The sequence below is a fragment of the Streptomyces krungchingensis genome (assembly GCF_054729265.1).
Genome location: NZ_JBPUKY010000001.1, coordinates 8,338,065 through 8,356,195, shown reverse-complemented (window position 1 = coordinate 8,356,195; position 18,131 = coordinate 8,338,065). Strand labels below are relative to the sequence as shown.

Below are 18,131 nucleotides of genomic sequence, written 5' to 3'. Positions count from 1 at the left end.
GACGCCCCGCGGGCCCGGCCGGACGGTACGCGCGACACCGCACGCCGACGGCCGGGCCGTCAGGCGGCGCGCTCCTTCAGGCGCACGTCACAGGCGGCACGCTCCTTCAGGCGCACGTCAGGCGGCACGCACCTTCAGGGCCGTGTCAGGCGGCACGCTCCTTCAGGCGCACGTCAGGCGGCACGCTCCTTCGGGGGCGCCGCCAGCGGCACCTGAGGGCCGTCGCACTCGCGCAGCCACCGTCTCAGCACCTGGTGCACCTGCTCCGCGCCGACGAGTACGGCGCCGTCCCCGGCCGGCGGGGACAGCGTGACCGGTGACAGCAGGAAGGGCCGCCCCTGGGCGCCGCCGAGTCCGCCGTGCGAGCCGATCTGCTCCTCGAAGGCGAGCACCTCGCCCTCCTCGGGGTCGTACCAGGAGTTGACCATGATGTCGGCGGTGTGCGGGAAGGAGTGCGTGCGCCGTACGGCGTCGGCCGCGCCCGGCCCGAAGTCGGCGAGCGGGCCGGGGTGTTCGTCGTCCAGCTCGTCCAGCGGCACCTCCGCGCCGTTCGCGGCGAGGACCAGTGCGCCGTACTCCTCGCTGCGCACGAGCACGAAGCCGACACCGGGGTGGTTGGCCAGCGTGGACAGCAGCGCGGGATGACGGCGGTCGATCTCCTCCCGGCTCATCCGGTGCGGCACGTCCGGGAAGGAGACCAGGCCGAGGTTTCCGGAGGCCAGCACGATGGGCTCGGATCGGCGCCGCGCGGGCAGGTGCCGCTCGCCGCCCTCCTCGACGGGCCGGCGCAGCGCGGCCCGTACGGCGGCCCTCGCCTCGGCGCCGCTGTGCGTGCGCTGCGCCTTGCGTGGCACGGGCAGTCCGCAGCCGGCGCGGACCAGGTTGCCGAGACTGAGGCCGTAGCGGGTCAGGAAGGTCTCGCCGGGGCTCTGGCCGTGGTCGGACAGCAGCACGATCCGGTAGGGCCGGGGGGCGTGCTCGGCGATCTTCGCGATCAGCGCGAGCGAGCGGTCCAGCCGCTCCAGCACCTTCTCGGCGTCCCGGCCGCGCGGTCCGGAGTGGTGCGCCACCTCGTCGTAGGCGACCAGGTCCGCGTAGACGGCGTTGCGGCCGGCGAGCATGTCGCCGATCACCGCGGCGACGACGACGTCCCGCTCGACGACGGTCGCGAAGGCGCGGACGACGGGGTAGAGCCCGCCGCGCTTGACGCGTGGCCGCCGCTTCTTCGCCCGGGCCCGGGTGGACTGGCCGATCTCCCGGAAGACCTCGGCGACGAACGACATGGCGGTCCGTACGGCGTTGGCGGGGTCGGAGAAGTAGGCGAAGTACCCGGCCCGCGAGCGGTTCTCCCGGCCTCGGCGCGCGGCCACGGAGAGGACGAGGGCGAGTTGGTCGGCGCCGCCGCTGAACAGGTTGCCGCGGCTCGCGCCGTCGACGGTGAGCAGCCCTCCGTCGCCGGTGTGCTCGACGGCCCGGCGCTGGAGTTCGGCCGCGCTGGTGGGCCGGTTGCAGACCATGACCTCCTGGCTGTCCTTCTCGTACCACCGGAAGGCCGGGATGTCGTGGTTGCTGCCGTGCAGGATGCCGAGCTGGCTGGCGCCGGTCTGGCTGGACCAGTCGGTGCGCCAGGGCGTCAGCCGGTGGGTGGGGCGGTCGCCGCCGAGCCACCGCGCGACGGTCGGCATCAGCCCCTTCCCGGCGGCCTGCACGAGGAGGTCGTGTCCGACCCCGTCGAGCTGGATGAAGACGGCGCCGGGAGTCGAGGGCCCGGCCTGCCCGTCGCCCCGGCGGCGGCGCCGGTCGGCGAGCCGGTACAGCCGGCGCCGGTACGCGTCGTCGTCCCGTACGGCCAGGGCGCCGCCCGTGGCGGAGGCGACGGCGGACATCACGGCGGCGACGACCACCGCGGTCTCGGGGGCGACCTCACCCTGCCCGGAGGGGCTGATCCGCAGGGCGAGCAGCAGCAGCGAGCCGTTGAGGAAGAACACGAGCAGGCCGAGCACGAGGGCGGGCACCAGCAGCAGGGCCCGTACCAGCAGCGGCCACACCAGCGACGACAGCAGACCGAAGACACCCGCACCGGCCGCGGCGGTGACGGCGATCTGCGTGGCGCTGTCGCCGTCGTCCGACTGGAGCTGGAAGTCGGGCAGCAGACCGGCGAGGACGAGCATCGTCGCCGTGGACGCGGCCCAGACGGTGATGCTGCGCCACACTCCGCTGAGGAACCGCCGCCAACGTCCTCCACCCACGCCCAGTCCACCTCGCCTCGCGGCCCGCACGGTCCGCGAGGCCTGCTCCCACCCTGTCACACCGGCGGCAGCGGACCACGGGCCGTTCGCCGCGCGGGACGCACGTCAGCGGCCGTCGTAGCCCGCCGTCGGCATCGACAGACGGCGGTGGATCCGGGCCTTCATCTGGGCGTCGTACGAGGGTTCGGCGCAGCCGACGGTCTCCACGCGCACCCCGCGGCGCACGCACTCGGCGGTGAACTCGTCGACGGAGACGAGAGCGCGCTCCAGGACCCGGCGGCTCGGTGCGACGAAGAGGTCGACGAGACCCGCCTCGACGTCCTCCCACAGGGTGCGGTGATCGGTGCGCAGGCCGCCCACGAGCAGTTCCCGCGTGACCACGTAGCCCCGCTCGGCGGCCCAGCGGGCACAGATCGCGTGCTGGCTGCGGGAGTCGACCAGGAACGGGTCCGCTTCGAGCTCCTCCAGAGGGATCAGGCTGGCGATCGCCGTGACCCGCAGCGCCCGTGAGCGGTCCCGGTCGAGCGGGTGGTCCGGCGTGTGCGGGCCGCGGGCACCGCCCGGTCCGAGCGGACGGTCCGGCGCGTGCGGGCCGGGGCCGCCGTGCTCCGGCGGGAACCGGCCGGTGTGCGGGCCGGCGCCGCTCTCCTCCGGCGGGAACCGGCCGGCGTGCGGGACCGAGGCACCGCGCGCGTCTCCCATGGCGTCCCCCTCACCTCCGGGTTTCGCCGCCGACCCTACTCCTGCCCGTAGGCTCGGGGGGAGTCGCGCGAAGGAGGCAAAGAAGTGCCGGTGGAGATCACCTGGTGGGGGCATGCCACCTGCACGCTGGAGGACTCCGGGACACGCGTGCTCACCGACCCCCTCTTCGCGCGCCGGCTCGCGCACCTGCGGCGCAGGCGCGGGGCGCCGCCCCCGCCCGAGGCGGCGGTCGCCGACGTGGCGCTCGTCTCCCATCTGCACGCCGACCATCTGCATCTGCCCTCGCTCGCGCTGCTCGCGCCCGGCACCCGGCTGCTCGTGCCCGAGGGCGCGCCGCGCGCGGTGCCCGGGCTGCGCCGGCTGCGTCATCTGCTGCTCACGGAGGTGGCGCCCGGCGACCGGATCCAGGTCGGTGACCTGGTCGTGCGTGCCGTCCCGGCACGGCACGACGGACGCAGGCTCCCGGTCGGACCGCACCGCTCCCCGGCCCTCGGATACGTGGTCGAGGGTGAGGCACGCACGTACTTCGCCGGGGACACCGGCCTGTTCCCGTCGATGGCGCAGGAGGTCGGACCGGTCGACGTGGCGCTGCTGCCGGTGGGCGGCTGGGGACCGTACCTCGGTGAGGGCCACCTCGACGCGGGGCGGGCCGCGCAGGCGCTCGCCCGGTTGTCGCCGCGCAGCGCGGTGCCGGTGCACTACGGCACGTACTGGCCGATCGGGATGGATGCCGTGCGCCCCCATGAATTCCATGCGCCAGGAGAGGAGTTCGTGCGCCTCGCCGCCGAACACGCGCCCCTGGTGTCGGTGCACCGGCTCGGTCACGGCGAGAGCGTCCGGCCGGAGGTCGCGCGGTGACGGCGGTGACGGTGACGGAGCTGTCCCGGGGCCCGGTGCGCCGCGCGGGGCACGGCGACGGCGCACGACCGGGGGCCGATCGGTGATATCCCTGTCCGCCGCGGCCACCAGCGTGTCGCCCGAGTCGACCCAGCAGGCCATCGGGTATCCCACGCTGTTCCTGCTCGTCCTGGTCGGCGCGCTCGTCCCGGTGGTGCCGACGGGAGCGCTGGTGAGTTCGGCGGCCGTGGTGGCCTTCCACCAGACGGCGCCGTTCGCGCTGCTGATGGTCTTCGCCGTCGCGTCACTCGCGGCCTTCCTCGGGGACGTCGCGCTGTACTGGCTCGGCCAACGCGGCATGCGGTCCAAGAACGGCTCCCGGTGGCTGGCGACGCTGCGCGACCGCGCCCCCGAGGAACGCCTCGGCCAGGCGCAGGAGAAGCTGCACGACCACGGCATCGCCGTCCTCGTGCTGTCCCGTCTCGTCCCGGCGGGCCGCATCCCGGTGATGCTGGCCTGTCTGCTCGCGAAGATGCCGCTGCGTACCTTCGCCCGCGGCGACGTGCCCGCTTGCCTCGCCTGGGCGGTGACGTACCAGCTGATCGGCATACTCGGCGGTTCGCTGTTCAGCGAGCCGTGGGAGGGCGTGGTCGCGGCGGTCGCGGTGACGCTGGCGATCAGTGCCGCGCCGAGCCTGTGGCGCAGGGTGCGGAAGCCGGCCACGTAGACCGGGGCCCGCTTCCGCGGCGGCGCACCGGGCCCGAAGTCGGCTGTCGGGCCCCGATACCGCCGGGGCACGCGGCAGGCCCGGCGTCCGCGCAGGCGCGGGCCCCGCGGCTCAGTCGGGGACGCGTGAGGCCTCCAGCACGCGTGAGGCCCCGACCGGCAGGTCCCACAGGTCCTCCCGGGGCAGCCCCTCCTTCTCCCAGGCCGCCCGCACCCGGGTCAGCGGCTCCAGGACGGGCTCGGCGGACAGGACGAACGTGCCCCAGTGCATGGGCGCCATGCGGCGGGCGCCGAGATCCACCGCCGCGCGGACCGCCTCCTCGGGGTCGCAGTGCACGTCGCTGAGCCACCATCGGGGGTCGTACGCCCCGATGGGCAGGAGGGCCAGGTCGATGCCCGGGTAGCGGTCGCCGATCCGGGAGAACCAGTGGCCGTAACCGGTGTCCCCGGCGAAGTACACGCGCCGGCCGTCGGGCGCGGTCAGCACCCAGCCGCCCCACAGCGTGCGGCAGGTGTCCGCGAGGCCGCGCTTGGACCAGTGGTGCGCGGGGACGAAGTCGAAGCGGACTCCGCGCAGTGCGGCCGCCTCCCACCAGTCGAGCTCGGTGACCTGGCCGAACCGGCGGCGCCTGAACCAGCCGCCGAGCCCGGCCGGTGCGAACACGGGTGTCTCGCGCGGGAGTCGGCGCAGGGTCGGCGCGTCCAGATGGTCGTAGTGGTTGTGACTGATCACCACCGCGTCGATCCGCGGCAGCGCGCTCCAGGCCACGCCGACCGGGGTGATCCGGGCCGGGGTGCCGAGGATCTTCCGCGACCACACCGGGTCGGTGAGGACGGTGAGCCCGCCGATCCGGACCACCCAACTCGCGTGCCCCGCCCAGGAGACGGCGACCGTACGGGCGTCGGCACGGGGCAACGGCCCCGGCTCGAAGGGCAGTCGCGGGATGTCGGCCAGTCCCGCGGACCCGGGGCGCAGCGCCCCCTCGCGCGCGAACCGGGCGAGGGCCCTCAGCCCCGGCAGCGGCGCGGTCAGCCGGTCCGCGAAGGACCGTGGCCACAACCGCTTCTCGCCGAGCGGGCGGGGCTCCGCGAGGGGACGGGGACCGGCGGCGGGACCGGGGGCGGCAGCAGGACGGGGATCGGCGGGAAGACGGGGATCCGCGGGAGGACGGACGCCGACGAGGGGGCCGGTCTCGGCCGGCGCGGCGAGGGGAAGGGGCGAGGACAGGTGCCCGGCCGCCGCCGGGCTCGCACCGGACGCCGGATCGTCGGCGTCCTCGGTGGTCGTGCTCGCGGTCGACTCGGACTGCTGCGTCATCGAGGAGACTCCCATCGCTGAGCGTCGTCGCGGAGATCGTCGAAGACCGACCCCAACAGGGTCAACGCCTGGTGCACATGCGGCAGTTCCAACGGCGAGGGGGCGGTGAGGCATGCCGCCCGCTCCTCGTCCGTGGTGCCGAGAAACGGCCCCGTGCCCAGCCGTACGCGCAGCGCGGCGAGGTCGTCGCCGAAGCGGTGGCCGCCCGGCGCGGGCATCCCGAGCCGGGCGGTGAGGAAGTCCTCCAGGTCCTGGGCGTCGCCCACACCGTGCGCGCCGAGCGCGGTGCGGAACGGGCCGAGGTCCACGTACAGGTGTCTGCCCGTCTGCGGGGGCCGCGCGAGCGCGCCCGCGCCGACCACCGCGCGGTGCGCGGCCCGGGCCACGTCCGCGTGCAGGCGTACGGCGGCCGCGAGCCGCTCGGTGACCGCCTCCGGCTCGCCGAGCGCGTACGCGGCCGCCGCGGCGACCGGTTCCGCGACGCGCGCTCCGAGCACGGTGAGGACGTCGAGGACCTGCGAACGCAGCCGCGCCCCCAGGTCGTTGTCGGGGAACCGGGCGACGGCGGCCGGCCAGCCCTGCGGCAGGAACGGGCCCGCGAGGTCCGTGAGGACGGTGACCCGGTCGGGCAGCATCTCGGCCGGGCTGAGCAGCATGGTGTCGTGCGCCCGGTGCAGGGTGTCGCGCCACGTCTCGTCGCTGACGACGTGCAGCCCCTCGCCCGCCGCCGCCTCCACGGTCTCGTGCACCAGTTCGGGCGGTGCGACGGTGGCGGTGGGGTCGTCGGCCACCGACAGGACGACCATGCGCGGATCGCCGCCCTCCGCGCGGATCCGGCGGACGGTCTCCAGGAGGGCGTACGGGTCCGGGACGCCGCCGCACTCCGCGGGTGTCGCCACATGGAAGACGGACCGTCCCAGCAGGCGGGCCTGCGGCTCCCACCACGCGGCGCAGGGACGCGGCACCAGGACGTCGCCGCCGAGCGCGCCGGTCAGGGCGAGGAGCAGCGCGGGAGCGCCGGGCGCGGCGGCCACCAGGTCGGCCGTCGCGGGCAGCCCGCGGCGGTTCCAGTACGCGCAGGCCGCTGCGAGGAGTTCGGGTCCGCCGCCGCAGGGCTCGGCACCGGCCGGGCCGGCGGCAGCGGCGAGCACGGAGCCGAGGGCGGGCAGCACGGGCAGGCCCTGGCCGGGCAGGGGCGGGCCGTAGCGGACCGGCCCGTGGTCTTCCGGATCCGTCCGCCGCATGAGTGCCTCCGCGCAGTCCGTGGTGCCGTGCCCTGTCCGGGTTTCCGTGCCGGCACGGCCCTCGGCCGTCTCCGTACCCACGGTGCCCCCGTCCCATGGGCACCCGGCCGGGCCGGGCCCCGCCGCGGTGTCAGCGGCCCCAGGTCCTGCGCCGGCGGCGCAGGCGGTGCACCGCCGCTCCCAGGGCCCCCGCGATGAGGACGCTCCCGCAGATCAGGGCCGGGACGGAATCGGTGAAGGTGCCGCCCGAACCGGCGTCCACCCCGCGCTGGACGGCCGCGGCGCCGTACTCGTCGGTGGCGCCGTGTTCCCCGCCGGTGCCGTCCTCACCGGCCTTGCCGTGGTCCTCGGTGCCGCCCCCGTCCTCGGCCGTCCCGTGTTCCCCGCCGGTGCCCCGGGCCACGGAGTAGGAGGCGCTCCAGGGCTTCGACCGGCCGCCGGACTCGGCGGGGCAGGCACCGTCGACGCCCCATTTGGAGTCGGCGTCGGAGGCGCTGTCCCCGGTCGGGATACGGGCCGTGCCGCGGTACGAGACGGCCGTGGCGCCACCGGGTTCGGCCACGCCGGCCGTGCCTCCGGCGTCGGTCGATCCGGACGAACTGCCCGGATCCGTGAGGCCGTTCGTACCGCCGGGATCCGTCAGACCTGACGTGCCTCCGGGATCAGTCGGGCCCGTCCCGGTGCCCGGGTCCGTCAGACCGGCCGCGCCGTCCGGGTCGGTGAGGCCCGCCGAACCGTCGGGGTCCGTCAGACCCGCCGAACCGTCGGGATCGGTGAGGCCCGCCGAACCGTCGGGATCCGTCAGACCCGCCGAACCATCGGGATCCGTCAGACCCGCCGAACCATCGGGATTGGTCAGGCCCACGGAACCATCGGGATTGGTCAGACCCCTCACGCCTCCCGGATCCGTGAGACCCGCCGCGCCACCGGGGTCCGTCACACCGGGTGGTGTGCCCGGCGCCTGCGTCGGACCGGGCACGCCACCCGGTTCCGCGGTGCCCGACGTCCGTCCCGCGCCCGGCGCGCTCTGCGGACCCCCCGCTCCGGTCGCGCCGTCCTGGACGCGGTGCAGCTGGACCTTGCCCTCCTCGAACCCCTTCGAGGTGGCGTCGATGGACTCCGGCGGGGCACCGGTGAGCTCGTCGCAGGTCACGGAGATGGTCACGGTGCCGCCGGGTTCCACGGACCCCGGGCTGACCTTCGCGTCCGGATCCGCGGACGCGGCCGACGCGGAGGCACCCAGGGCGGCACCGGCCAGGGCGAGGGCGGACAGGGCACGGGCGGTGCGGCGCATGGAGGGGGCTCCTTCGGCAGGGCGATTTCCCGAGGAGCACGGCCGTCGCGCTCCTCGGGCCCATCACAGCCCGCCCCGCCGCCGGGCGCGCGCGGCCGGACACCATTCGCGGGAAAACGGGCGTCCGTGCGGGTGACACCGCACGGCACGCCCGGTGTCCGCGGGCGCCGCGCGGGACAGCCGCCGGCCGGCGCCCACGGCCGCTCAGTCGGACAGGGAGAGCAGCTCGCGCTCCAGCCCGCGGCCGCGTCTGTCCACGACGGCGGAGGCGACGTCGGCGAGTTTCCGGTTGGTGCCCTGCGAGATCCGGCGCAGCACCGCGAAGGCCCGGTCCGCGTCGCAGCCGAGGACGTGCATGACGATGCCGCAGGCCTGGTCGACGACGGGCCGGGAGCGCAGGGCCGTGCCCAGCTGGTCCAGTTCGGTGAGGGCGGCACGGTAGGAGAGGTCGCGGACCAGGCAGCTCGCGGCGAGGTCGCCGAGCGCGCGGGCGGGGCCGTGCGGGGCGTCCTTCAGGGCGCCGGGCCGGAAGCTGTAGAGGCTGAGAGTGACGGTCAGCCCGGACCGCCGGAAGGGGATGGTGACACTGGAGCGGACGCCCGAGTCGAGGGCCATCGCCCGGTACTCCGGCCAGCGCTCCTCGACGAGCAGATCGGCCGAGTCGACGGGGGCGCCGCGTTCCACGGCGGCCGGGATCGGTCCGTCGCCGGACCGCAACTGCACCGAGACGAGCCCGGCGAGATCGGGGTGGGTCACCGCGGCGGGGCGCTCCGCGCCGCCGCGGGACACCGTGCTGCTCGCGCCGCAGCAGTCGGCGGTGCAGCGCGCGGCCTGCTCGGCGAGTTCCGACAGTCGGCGTCCCGGATGGGCCGAGTCGGGTGACTCCGCGCCCAGACCGCCGAGTCGACCGTTCTCCGGCGTGATCGGCATGATCGCCTCCTCCGCTCCCTCCACTCCTCCCTCTCGGCGCCTTCCCGCTCACCTGCGCGGAAAACCGAGGCCGGCGGGATCTCCCCCCGGCCCACCCGGAAGGGCGGGTTCGGGTTACGTTCGTCGCATGGCGGAGACGGACGAATTCGGTGAACAACTCGCGGATTTCGTACGCCGCGTCGCGGAGTTGAGGGCGGCGCGGTCCGTTCCGGCCGGCGACCTGCCGACCGTCCTCGACGCGGCGCTCTTCGAACTCGACCATGTGGTGGACCGGTTGTGGCCGTGGTTCCAGCGGCTGTCCTCGGACGGCGCGGCCGCCGCGGCCTCGGTGGACCGCCAGGAGCAACAGCTCCTCAAGGCGCTCTTCCAGCGGGTGCCGGTGCCCGTCGCGCTCGTGGACAGCGAGACGGTGGTGCGCAGAATGAACTTCGCCGCGACCGCGTTCACCGGTGTCCGCGCCGGTTACGCGACCGGCCGCCCGCTGACCGGGTTCCTGGCGCACGCCGACCGGGCCGCGTTCCGTTCGCAGGCGGCGGCGGTGGCGCGCGGCGAGGGCGACCGCAGCCTCACCGTGCACCTCCAGCAGGAGCCGTCGGTGCCGGTGCGGGCTACGCTCACCGCGCTGCGCCCCGGCGGGGAGCCCCGGACCGCGGTGCTCGTCGTGCTGCAGCCCGCGGACGACCTGGTGCCGTCGGGGCAGGGCGCGCCGGGCCCCACGGTGCCGAGTCTGTCCGAGACCACCCGGCGCGCGGCGCTGATGGACCTGGTGGACGCCATGGCCACGGCGCTGCTGAGCCTGCCCGGCGAGGGCGCCGCACCGGCCCTCGAACGCGCGGCGGGGGTGCTGCACGGGCGGTTCGCGGACTGGGTGGTGGCCGACGCGGGCGCCGCGCACCTGGCCCGTACGGCGGTCCTGGGGCCGTCGGAGTGCGCCGAGGAGGTGGCGGCCCTGGCCGGACAGGATCCCGCCGCGTGCCCCCTCGTGGTCGAGGCGGCGCGCGGCGGTTCGACGGCACTCCAGGTGCGGCCCGAGGACCCGGAGGCCTTCGGCCGTGACACCTCCGGCGCTCCGGTCCTCGTCCGCGCGAACGTGACGTCGTTGCTGTGCGTGCCGCTGACCGGCGCGTCCGGGACGGTGCACGGGGTGCTGACGCTGTTCAGGAGCGGGACCGGGCCGGCGTTCTCGATGGCGGAGGCACAGGCGGTGGACATGATGTCGCGTCACATAGCGCTGGCCATGGCGCGGTTGAACTGACCGGCGGCCCGGGGGCTACGCCGCGTCGCGCATGACCTGGTCGCGCAGCCGGTCGCAGCAGCGGCTGATCAGCCGGGAGACGTGCATCTGGGAGATGCCGAGTTCGTCGGCGATGCGGCTCTGGGTCATGTCGCCGAAGAACCGCATGTAGAGGATGGCTCGTTCGCGTTCGGGCAGGGCCTGGATGCGGGGCTTGACGGCCTCGCGGTCGACGACGGTGTCGAGGGCCGGGTCGGCCGAGCCGAGCGTGTCGCTGAGCGAGTAGCCGTCGTCGCTGCCCGGCAGTTCGGCGTCCAGGGAGAGCGCGGTGAAACTCTCCAGGGCCTCCAGGCCGGTGCGCACGTCGTCCTCGCTCATCCTGGCGTGGTCGGCGATCTCGGCGATGGTGGGCCTGCGCCCCGGCACGGTCTGCGCGAGGTCCTGGCAGGCGAAGCGCACCCGGTTGCGCAGGTCCTGGACCCGGCGCGGCACGTGCAGGGTCCACATGTGGTCCCGGAAGTGGCGCTTGATCTCGCCGGTGATGGTGGGCACGGCGTAGCTCTCGAAGGCGTTGCCCAGTTCGGGGTCGTAGCGGTCGACGGCCTTGACCAGGCCGAGGGCGGCGACCTGGCGCAGGTCCTCGTAGCTCTCGCCCCGGCTGCGGAAGCGGCCCGCGAGCCGTTCGGCCATGGGCAGCCATGCCTCGACGATCCTCTCGCGGAGCAGGTCGCGCTCCGGGCCCGGGGGGAGCCCGGCGAGTTCGCGGAAGGCCCCGACGGTGTCGGGGGCGTCGTCGTGCGGATGGTGCGTCGCGCTCGCTTTGGTTCGCATGATGCGTCGCAACTCCCTCGGGGGGTGCCTTGAGTTGGACAGTCACCGTGGGAGCGCGCCCGTGCGCCGGACGGGTACACCCGTGGCGCGGTTCGCCGCTCCCACGGACGTGCCTCCTGTCCGAAGCACTGGGGCTGCGTCTGCCCCGCCGCATGCGGGGCAAACGCCCGGCTCCTCAGAGGACTTACGCCCGGCCGCACGCGGGACGAAGGTCATGCAGCGCGCGGGGCGAGTGCCTGCCGCACGGAGAACGAGCTCCCCCGCCTGCCGGGAGCGCGGCCGAGCAGGCTGCTGACCAGGCCGATGTACGCGCGCGTGAACGGGCGTGCGTACGCACGTGTCGAGCGCGGGCCGTCGGGTACGCGCTCACCACCCCCGAACCTCTGGAGGGACAGATGCAGCGAGGCAGTGACCGCTTGAGCGTCCACCGGGACGAGGAGATGAAGCACGAACTGCGGGACATGCTCAGGTCGGGACACCCGACCCGGACCGACGAGTGGCACGATCCCGAGCCCGTCGCCGACGACGATCCGCCGATCACGCTCGGCCCCGTCGTGCCGAACCGGTCACCCGGCTCCCTGGAGACGCTCCGGCTGGAGCTCGCGCGGTTCCTGGGCCGGACGTCGTTCCCGGCCGGTCCCCGCGAGCTGATCGGCGTACTGCGCGGCAAGAACGCACCCGACAGCCTCGTCGAGGCGCTGGAACTGCTGCCGCTCGACGACCGCTACGGCACCGTCCACGAACTGGCCGAATCGGTCGTGGGAGCCGTCCGGGCGCGTTAGCGAGGGCATGGCCGCCGGGACCGGGGGTACTGCGGGTGGCATCATCCACCACCCGGACACCCCCGGTCCGGGACGGCAGGAAGGCCGGCAGACATGGCAGTTTTCGTCAGGGACGTCATGACGCCGGGCGTCGTCGCGGTCCGCCCGGACGCCTCACTGGTGGAGGCGGCCCAGCTGATGCGCGCCCAGGACGTCGGTGACGTCCTGGTGGCCGATCACGAGCTCGTCGGGATCCTCACCGACCGCGACATCACCCTGCGCGCCGTGGCCGACGGCGCCGATCCGCTCACGGTGAGCGCGCGGGCCGTGTGCACACCACATCCGGTGGTGGTCGGCCCGGACGACGCCCTGGTGACCGCGGTGACGCTGATGCGCGACCACGAGGTGCGGCGGCTGCCGGTGGTCGAGGACGGACGCCCGGTGGGGATGGTCGCCCTCGGCGACCTCGCCGCGGCGCTCGACCAGGACGTCTAGGCCGCGACCAGGACGTCTGGGCCGCGAAGGGTTCCCCCGGGCCGGTCCGTGCCCAAGGGTGCGGAGCCGGGGCCGCGCCCTTCGGGGGGCTCAGGGCCGGCGCCCCAGCAGGCACAGCAGCTTCGTCTGTTCGTCCGCGCCGGGCGGCGGCTGCACCGGCTCGGCGAACAGTCCGCTCTCCGCCAACCGGGCGACGTACGGGGCCACTTCACGCATCGTGAGGGCGACGAGGTCGGCGGGGAGCTGCTCGTCCGCGCCGATCGCGCGGGACAGGTCCCAGGTGTGCACGACGAGGTCGGCGGTCATCTGCGCGCAGTAGGCGTCGGCGCCGGTGTCGCCGTACGAGAGGTGGACCGTGCGGTCGAGGGCGCGCGGCGCCCCGAACGCCTCACGGGCGGCGTGGGCGGCCGTCTCCCAGGACGCCGCCGGGTCGGACCCGAGCATGTCACCGTCGAAGGTGTCGCCGATCGCCTCCACGGTGGCGCCGTACCGCACCAGCGCGGGCACCCACAGCTGCTCGGAGACGAGGTGGTTGACCAGGTCGCGCACCGTCCACTCCGTGCACGGCGTGCCCGCCTCCCACTGGTCCGCGCGGACCTGGCGGACCCGGTCGCCGAACAGGTCCAGGGCCTGCGCGTGCCGTGCCAGCAGGGGATCAGGACCCGGGGTGGCGAGCGGGCCGGTCCTGTGTTCCGTCGTGGGAGTCATGCGGATCAGGCCCCTCCGGGCGTCCGCTCGCGGGCGCCGTCGCGTGTGCGGCCCGCGACGACCCGGCGGCGCGGATGGCGGCGCAGGTATTCGCCCTCCAGCTGCGCCATGCGTTCGTTGTGGACGCGCAGGGCGTCGTTCGAGCCGTGCAGGAGCGTGTCATGGCGCGTGCGGTGGATCGTCTCCAGCTCCTTCATCAGCTGCTGGTCGTCCAGACGGCCCGGGTCGACTCCGGTCATGGTGGTACCCCGCTCGTCGTGTCCTACGGTGCGGTCCGGGTACCGGCCCGGCGAGCTTGGTCCGAGCGGCATCCGGGAGGGGCCATGGAGCTCGCCTTCCTCCCTCCACCTTACGAAGATCCGCGGCCCTCGGCCTCCGTGTGCGCCGAGGGAGCAGTGCGCCGGAGGCCGGGACGAGCCCGGGCGGATGTCCCGGGCCGAGCCCCGCACGGCCCTGGATCAGCGGCTCACCTGGCACGCTCCACGCGACGCTCGTCCCACACCGGCTCCTGCGTCTCGCGCACCCGCCCGTCGGACCCGAAGACCAGATAGCGGTCGAAGGAGCGGGAGAACCAGCGGTCGTGGGTGACCGCGAGAACCGTGCCCTCGTACGCCTCCAGCCCCTCCTGGAGGGCCTCGGCGGACTCCAGGTCGAGGTTGTCGGTCGGCTCGTCGAGGAGCAGGGCGGTGGAACCCTCCAGTTCCAGGAGCAGGATCTGGAAGCGGGCCTGCTGGCCGCCGGAGAGCCTGTCGAAGCGCTGCTCGGCCTGTGCGGTCAGCTCGTAGCGGCGCAGCCGGGACATCGCGGCGCCGCGGTCCTGGGAGTGCTCGGTCCACAGGATGTCGAGCAGGGTGCGGCCCTCCAGTTCCGGATGGGCGTGCGTCTGCGCGAAGTGACCGGGCACCACACGGGCGCCGAGCTTCCACTCGCCGGTGTGGGCGACGGTGTCGCCGGCGAGCAGGCGCAGGAAGTGCGACTTGCCGGAGCCGTTCGAGCCGAGGACGGCCACCCGTTCGCCGTAGAAGACCTCCAGGTCGAAGGGGTGCATCAGCCCGGTGAGCTCCAGACCCTTGCAGGTGACGGCCCGCACGCCGGTGCGTCCGCCGTGCAGCCGCATCCGGATGTCCTGTTCGCGCGGCGGCTCCGGAGGCGGTCCGGCCTCCTCGAACTTCCGCAGCCGGGTCTGCGCGGCCTGGTAGCGGGACGCCAGCTCATGGCTGATGGACGCGGCCTGACGCAGGTTCAGTACGAGCTTCTTGAGCTGGGCGTGCTTCTCGTCCCAGCGGCGGCGCAGCTCCTCGAAGCGCGCGAACCGCTCCCGGCGCGCTTCGTGGTACGTCTCGAAGCCCCCGCCGTGCACCCAGGCGTCGGCTCCCGTGGGGCTGGGCTCCACGCTCACGATCTTCTCGGCCGCGCGGGCCAGCAGTTCCCGGTCGTGGGACACGAAGAGGACGGTCTTGCGGGTCTCCTTGAGGCGTTCCTCCAGCCAGCGCTTGCCGGGGACGTCGAGATAGTTGTCCGGTTCGTCGAGCAGGAGCACCTCGTCGGTGCCGCGCAGCAGGGCCTCCAGCACCAGGCGCTTCTGCTCACCGCCGGACAGGGTCCGCACCAGACGCCACTGCGCCTTCTCGTACGGCACGCCGAGCGCCGCCGTGGTGCACATGTCCCAGAGGGTCTCCGACTCGTATCCGCGCACCTCGGCCCAGTCGGCGAGGGCCTGCGCGTAGCGGAGCTGGGCGGCCTCGTCGTCGACGGTCATGATCGCGTGCTCGGCGGCGTCGACGGCCCCGGCCGCCTCGCGGATCCGTGGCGGTGCCACCGACACCAGCAGGTCCCGTACGGTCGTCTCGTCCCGCACGGAGCCGACGAACTGGCGCATCACGCCCAGTCCGCCCCCGACGGTGACGGTCCCCCCGTGCGGTTTGAGCTCTCCCGAGATCAGCCGCAGCAGGGTCGTCTTGCCGGCCCCGTTGGGCCCGACCAGGGCGACGACGGCCCCTTCTCCCACCCGGAACGACACATCGCCGAGCAGCGCCCTCCCGTCGGGCAGGTAGTACTCAAGGTGCGCGGCTTCGAGGTGTCCCATGGGGAGGCATTCTCGGTGGACCCGGTGCCGCGGGGCAAACGCGTATTCGGCGCGACGCCGGACATCGCGGGAGGTCGGGGGGTCGCGAGGTGTCCGGGGACGTCGGAAGTGCCCTGGGCGCCCGAAGGCGACAGGGGACGCCGGGCGCGCGGGCGGGTACCCGAGGGCGTCGGAGGACGTCACAGGAGGCCGGGGGCGAGAAATCGCCGGTCCGGGGTATGCGGTGTGCCATGACCCTGACCCCAGACGTCGACCTCACGCTCCGTCCCCCGGGCCGCCACGTCCTGCGGGACCGCCTGCTCTCCACGGACTCCGGCCTCTTCGAAGCGGTCGCGGCGCGCCACTGGCCGGGCGGCGACCGTGTGCTGCCCCGTCTGAGCCGCAGTGCGAACCACGGCGTGCTGTGGTTCGCCACGGCCGCGGCGATCGCCGCGAGCCGCACCCCGCGGGCCCGCCGGGCCGCCGTCCGGGGCCTGGCCTCGCTCACCCTCGCCTCCGCGGCCATCAACACGATCGGGAAGCGGTCGGTGCGCCGCTCCCGTCCCGCCCTGGACCCCGTCCCGCTGGTGCGGCAGCTGAAGCGCCAGCCGATCACCACGTCGTTCCCGTCGGGGCACGCCGCCTCGGCCGCGGCCTTCGCGACGGGTGTCGCCCTGGAGTCCCGGGGGTGGGGCGCGGCCGTGGCGCCGCTGGCCACGGCCGTCGCACTGTCCCGCGTCTACACCGGTGTCCACTTCCCGAGCGACGTACTGGTGGGCGCGGCCCTGGGCGTGGGCGCCGCGTACGCCGTACGGGCCCTGGTCCCGACCCGTGACCTGGGCCGCCCGGCCGGGCGGCCCCGCGTGGACGCGCCGGCCCTGCCCGAGGGCGAGGGCCTGGTCATGGTGGCGAACACGGGTGCGGGCACGCCCGAACGGGTCCGGGCCCTGGCCGACGTGCTGCCGCGGGCGGAGGTCGTCGAGTGCGAACCGGCCGACGTCGGGGCCGAACTGGAGAAGGCGGCGGCGCGCGCCCGGGTGCTCGGCGTGTGCGGCGGTGACGGCACCGTGAACGCCGCGGCGGAGGTCGCGCTGCGCCACGGCCTGCCGCTCGCCGTCCTGCCGGGCGGCACCCTCAACCACTTCGCGCTCGACCTCGGCGTGGAGGGCGAGCGCGATCTGAGCCGTGCCCTCCAGCGGGGCGAGGCGGTACGGGTGGACGTGGGCCGCTTCTCGGCGGGCCGCAGGGGGGGCATCTTCCTCAACACGTTCAGCCTGGGCGTCTACCCGGAACTGGTGCGGGAGCGGGAGCGCTGGTCGCCCCGGATCGGCGGCTGGCCGGCCGGTCTGGTCGGCGCGGTCCGCGTCCTGCGTGCGGACCGCCACCCGCTGCACGCCGAACTCGGCGGCCGCAAGCACCCGTTGTGGCTGCTGTTCGCGGGCAACGGCACGTATCACCGGATGGGCCTCGCGCCGGCCCGGCGCTTCGACCTGGCGGACGGCAAGCTGGACGTGCGGGTCGTGCACGGCGGACGCCACCCGGCCATACGTCTGCTCGCCGCGGCCTTCGCGGGACCGCTGACCCGCTCCCCCGCGCACGCCGCCGTCCGGGTGCGCAACCTGCGCGTCGACGGCATCGCCCCGGGCACGCTCCTCGCCCACGACGGCGAAGTCACCGAGGTGGACGGCCCGGTGACCTTGCGGAAGACGCCCGAGGCACTGACCGTCTACTGCCCGCTCCCCTTCGACAGCCAGGACACAGGCCCCACCACGTGAACCAAGGCGTGTCCACATGGCAAGACACCGGTCTCATCATTCGACATGGACGCGTACGGTGATGCCATCGCCTCGCGGGGTGCGCACGCGGCCCCGCGAGGTCCCGTACGACGCGAAGGGGATCGGTCATGTCGAAGCCGCAGGAGACCGCCGTCTACACGCACGGCCACCACGAGTCGGTGCTGCGTTCGCACACCTGGCGCACCGCCGCCAACTCGGCGGCCTACCTGCTCGGTTCGCTGAAGCCCCACATGAAGATCCTGGACATCGGCTGCGGCCCGGGCACCATCACCGCCGACCTGGCGGCACTGGTCCCCGACGGGCACGTCACCGGCGTGGACCACGCGCCGGGCATCCTGGACCAGGCCCGCGACCTGGCCGCCGAACGCGGCCTGGACAACGTGGAGTTCGCCGTCGCCGACGTGCACGCGCTGGCGTACCCGGACGACACGTTCTGCGTGGTCCACGCCCACCAGGTGCTGCAGCACGTCGGCGACCCGGTCCAGGCGCTGCGCGAGATGTACCGGGTCACCAAGCCGGGCGGCTTCATCGCGGTCCGCGACTCGGACTACTCGGCCATGGCCTGGTACCCGCTGTCGCAGGGCATGGACGACTGGCTGGACCTGTACCTGCGGGTCGCCCGCGCCAACGGGGGCGAGCCGGACGCCGGACGCCGTCTCAAGTCGTGGGCACTGGCCGCCGGCGTCCGGGACATCACGGCCTCGTCGAGCACCTGGACCTTCGCCGGCGAGGACGAGCGGTCGTGGTGGAGCGGGCTGTGGGCCGACCGCACGGTGGCCTCGGCCTACGCGGAGAGGGCCACGGAGGCCGGTCACGCGACGGCGGAACAGCTGCGGGCGGTGGCGGACGCCTGGCGGGAGTGGGGTCGTCGGGAGGACGGCTGGTTCTCGGTCCTGCACGGCGAAATTCTCTGCCGTAAGGAGGCCTGATTCTGCGCTTCC

17 protein-coding genes are annotated in these 18,131 nt (G+C 74.5%); 7 read left to right on the top strand and 10 right to left on the bottom strand.

Annotated elements, in window-relative coordinates; all coding sequences use genetic code 11:
* Nucleotides 1-173: 173 nt before the first annotated feature.
* Nucleotides 174-2,249 carry a phage holin family protein gene (locus ACSYGO_RS36380; protein ID WP_426680877.1) on the bottom strand — a complete coding sequence of 692 codons (2,076 nt, stop codon included), beginning with the start codon at nt 2,247-2,249 and terminating at the stop codon, nt 174-176.
* Between the two features lie 105 nt (nt 2,250-2,354).
* Entirely contained in the window at nt 2,355-2,750 is a 396-nt protein-coding gene (locus tag ACSYGO_RS36375) for a hypothetical protein (RefSeq protein ID WP_028801830.1), read from the bottom strand.
* Nucleotides 2,751-3,035: 285 nt separating this feature from the next.
* On the opposite strand from ACSYGO_RS36375, the gene ACSYGO_RS36370 reads away from it, so the two are divergent.
* Both ACSYGO_RS36370 and ACSYGO_RS36365 read left to right on the top strand, forming a co-directional pair.
* Nucleotides 3,036-3,809: an MBL fold metallo-hydrolase gene (locus ACSYGO_RS36370; protein WP_435228513.1), complete on the top strand. Its 774-nt coding sequence runs from the start codon at nt 3,036-3,038 to the stop codon at nt 3,807-3,809.
* Between the two features lie 82 nt (nt 3,810-3,891).
* Complete coding sequence (locus ACSYGO_RS36365; protein WP_426680879.1) at nt 3,892-4,515, top strand: DedA family protein; 624 nt, start codon at nt 3,892-3,894, stop codon at nt 4,513-4,515.
* Nucleotides 4,516-4,626: 111 nt separating this feature from the next.
* Here ACSYGO_RS36365 and ACSYGO_RS36360 read toward each other — a convergent pair whose 3' ends face one another.
* From ACSYGO_RS36360 to ACSYGO_RS36345, 4 genes are all read right to left on the bottom strand, one after another.
* On the bottom strand, nt 4,627-5,832 hold the full coding sequence (locus ACSYGO_RS36360) for an MBL fold metallo-hydrolase (RefSeq protein WP_426680880.1): 1,206 nt from the start codon (nt 5,830-5,832) through the stop codon (nt 4,627-4,629).
* Nucleotides 5,829-7,076 carry an aminotransferase class I/II-fold pyridoxal phosphate-dependent enzyme gene (locus ACSYGO_RS36355; protein ID WP_460389802.1) on the bottom strand — a complete coding sequence of 416 codons (1,248 nt, stop codon included), beginning with the start codon at nt 7,074-7,076 and terminating at the stop codon, nt 5,829-5,831. Before ACSYGO_RS36355 ends, ACSYGO_RS36360 begins: the two co-directional genes overlap by 4 nt.
* A gap of 130 nt (nt 7,077-7,206) precedes the next feature.
* Nucleotides 7,207-8,370: a collagen-like domain-containing protein gene (locus ACSYGO_RS36350; RefSeq protein ID WP_460389166.1), complete on the bottom strand. Its 1,164-nt coding sequence runs from the start codon at nt 8,368-8,370 to the stop codon at nt 7,207-7,209.
* Nucleotides 8,371-8,574: 204 nt separating this feature from the next.
* A complete protein-coding gene (locus ACSYGO_RS36345; RefSeq protein WP_426680882.1) occupies nt 8,575-9,300 on the bottom strand; it encodes an ANTAR domain-containing response regulator in 726 nt (241 codons plus the stop codon).
* Between the two features lie 127 nt (nt 9,301-9,427).
* On the opposite strand from ACSYGO_RS36345, the gene ACSYGO_RS36340 reads away from it, so the two are divergent.
* The gene (locus ACSYGO_RS36340) at nt 9,428-10,555 is read left to right on the top strand and encodes a PAS domain-containing protein (RefSeq protein WP_432176000.1); all 1,128 of its coding nucleotides are present in this window, start codon (nt 9,428-9,430) and stop codon (nt 10,553-10,555) included.
* 15 nt (nt 10,556-10,570) lie between these two features.
* Here ACSYGO_RS36340 and ACSYGO_RS36335 read toward each other — a convergent pair whose 3' ends face one another.
* Nucleotides 10,571-11,365: an RNA polymerase sigma factor SigF gene (locus ACSYGO_RS36335; RefSeq protein ID WP_432175999.1), complete on the bottom strand. Its 795-nt coding sequence runs from the start codon at nt 11,363-11,365 to the stop codon at nt 10,571-10,573.
* 395 nt (nt 11,366-11,760) lie between these two features.
* On the opposite strand from ACSYGO_RS36335, the gene ACSYGO_RS36330 reads away from it, so the two are divergent.
* Together ACSYGO_RS36330 and ACSYGO_RS36325 are read left to right on the top strand one after the other, a co-directional pair.
* Nucleotides 11,761-12,147, top strand: a complete 387-nt coding sequence (locus tag ACSYGO_RS36330; protein WP_432175998.1) for a DUF2795 domain-containing protein — start codon at nt 11,761-11,763, stop codon at nt 12,145-12,147.
* Between the two features lie 93 nt (nt 12,148-12,240).
* Entirely contained in the window at nt 12,241-12,621 is a 381-nt protein-coding gene (locus ACSYGO_RS36325) for a CBS domain-containing protein (protein WP_095937607.1), read from the top strand.
* 90 nt (nt 12,622-12,711) lie between these two features.
* Here ACSYGO_RS36325 and ACSYGO_RS36320 read toward each other — a convergent pair whose 3' ends face one another.
* The 3 genes from ACSYGO_RS36320 to ACSYGO_RS36310 all read right to left on the bottom strand — a co-directional run bounded on the left by ACSYGO_RS36320 (nt 12,712) and on the right by ACSYGO_RS36310 (nt 15,415).
* Nucleotides 12,712-13,329 (bottom strand): TIGR03086 family metal-binding protein, encoded by a 618-nt coding sequence (locus tag ACSYGO_RS36320; protein ID WP_426680886.1) that lies wholly within the window; start codon nt 13,327-13,329, stop codon nt 12,712-12,714.
* Between the two features lie 5 nt (nt 13,330-13,334).
* Nucleotides 13,335-13,640 carry a DUF6158 family protein gene (locus tag ACSYGO_RS36315; RefSeq protein WP_432175997.1) on the bottom strand — a complete coding sequence of 102 codons (306 nt, stop codon included), beginning with the start codon at nt 13,638-13,640 and terminating at the stop codon, nt 13,335-13,337.
* 155 nt (nt 13,641-13,795) lie between these two features.
* Nucleotides 13,796-15,415, bottom strand: coding sequence for an ATP-binding cassette domain-containing protein (locus ACSYGO_RS36310; RefSeq protein ID WP_426680887.1), 1,620 nt, complete (start codon nt 15,413-15,415; stop codon nt 13,796-13,798).
* 236 nt (nt 15,416-15,651) lie between these two features.
* On the opposite strand from ACSYGO_RS36310, the gene ACSYGO_RS36305 reads away from it, so the two are divergent.
* Nucleotides 15,652-17,169: a phosphatase PAP2 family protein gene (locus tag ACSYGO_RS36305; RefSeq protein WP_460389801.1), complete on the top strand. Its 1,518-nt coding sequence runs from the start codon at nt 15,652-15,654 to the stop codon at nt 17,167-17,169.
* A 128-nt stretch (nt 17,170-17,297) separates the two neighbouring features.
* Nucleotides 17,298-18,119: a class I SAM-dependent methyltransferase gene (locus tag ACSYGO_RS36300; RefSeq protein ID WP_426680888.1), complete on the top strand. Its 822-nt coding sequence runs from the start codon at nt 17,298-17,300 to the stop codon at nt 18,117-18,119.
* Nucleotides 18,120-18,131 lie beyond the last annotated feature (12 nt).

Bases quoted from the DNA above. Each gene is read 5' to 3' on its own strand.
- ACSYGO_RS36360 (WP_426680880.1), bottom strand. From the start codon at position 5,832: ATGACGCAGCAGTCCGAGTCGACCGCGAGCACGACCACCGAGGACGCC.
- ACSYGO_RS36355 (WP_460389802.1), bottom strand. From the start codon at position 7,076: ATGCGGCGGACGGATCCGGAAGACCACGGGCCGGTCCGCTACGGCCCG.
- ACSYGO_RS36350 (WP_460389166.1), bottom strand. From the start codon at position 8,370: ATGCGCCGCACCGCCCGTGCCCTGTCCGCCCTCGCCCTGGCCGGTGCC.
- ACSYGO_RS36345 (WP_426680882.1), bottom strand. From the start codon at position 9,300: ATGCCGATCACGCCGGAGAACGGTCGACTCGGCGGTCTGGGCGCGGAG.
- ACSYGO_RS36340 (WP_432176000.1), top strand. From the start codon at position 9,428: ATGGCGGAGACGGACGAATTCGGTGAACAACTCGCGGATTTCGTACGC.
- ACSYGO_RS36335 (WP_432175999.1), bottom strand. From the start codon at position 11,365: ATGCGAACCAAAGCGAGCGCGACGCACCATCCGCACGACGACGCCCCC.
- ACSYGO_RS36330 (WP_432175998.1), top strand. From the start codon at position 11,761: ATGCAGCGAGGCAGTGACCGCTTGAGCGTCCACCGGGACGAGGAGATG.
- ACSYGO_RS36325 (WP_095937607.1), top strand. From the start codon at position 12,241: ATGGCAGTTTTCGTCAGGGACGTCATGACGCCGGGCGTCGTCGCGGTC.
- ACSYGO_RS36320 (WP_426680886.1), bottom strand. From the start codon at position 13,329: ATGACTCCCACGACGGAACACAGGACCGGCCCGCTCGCCACCCCGGGT.
- ACSYGO_RS36315 (WP_432175997.1), bottom strand. From the start codon at position 13,640: ATGCCGCTCGGACCAAGCTCGCCGGGCCGGTACCCGGACCGCACCGTA.
- ACSYGO_RS36310 (WP_426680887.1), bottom strand. From the start codon at position 15,415: ATGGGACACCTCGAAGCCGCGCACCTTGAGTACTACCTGCCCGACGGG.
- ACSYGO_RS36300 (WP_426680888.1), top strand. From the start codon at position 17,298: ATGTCGAAGCCGCAGGAGACCGCCGTCTACACGCACGGCCACCACGAG.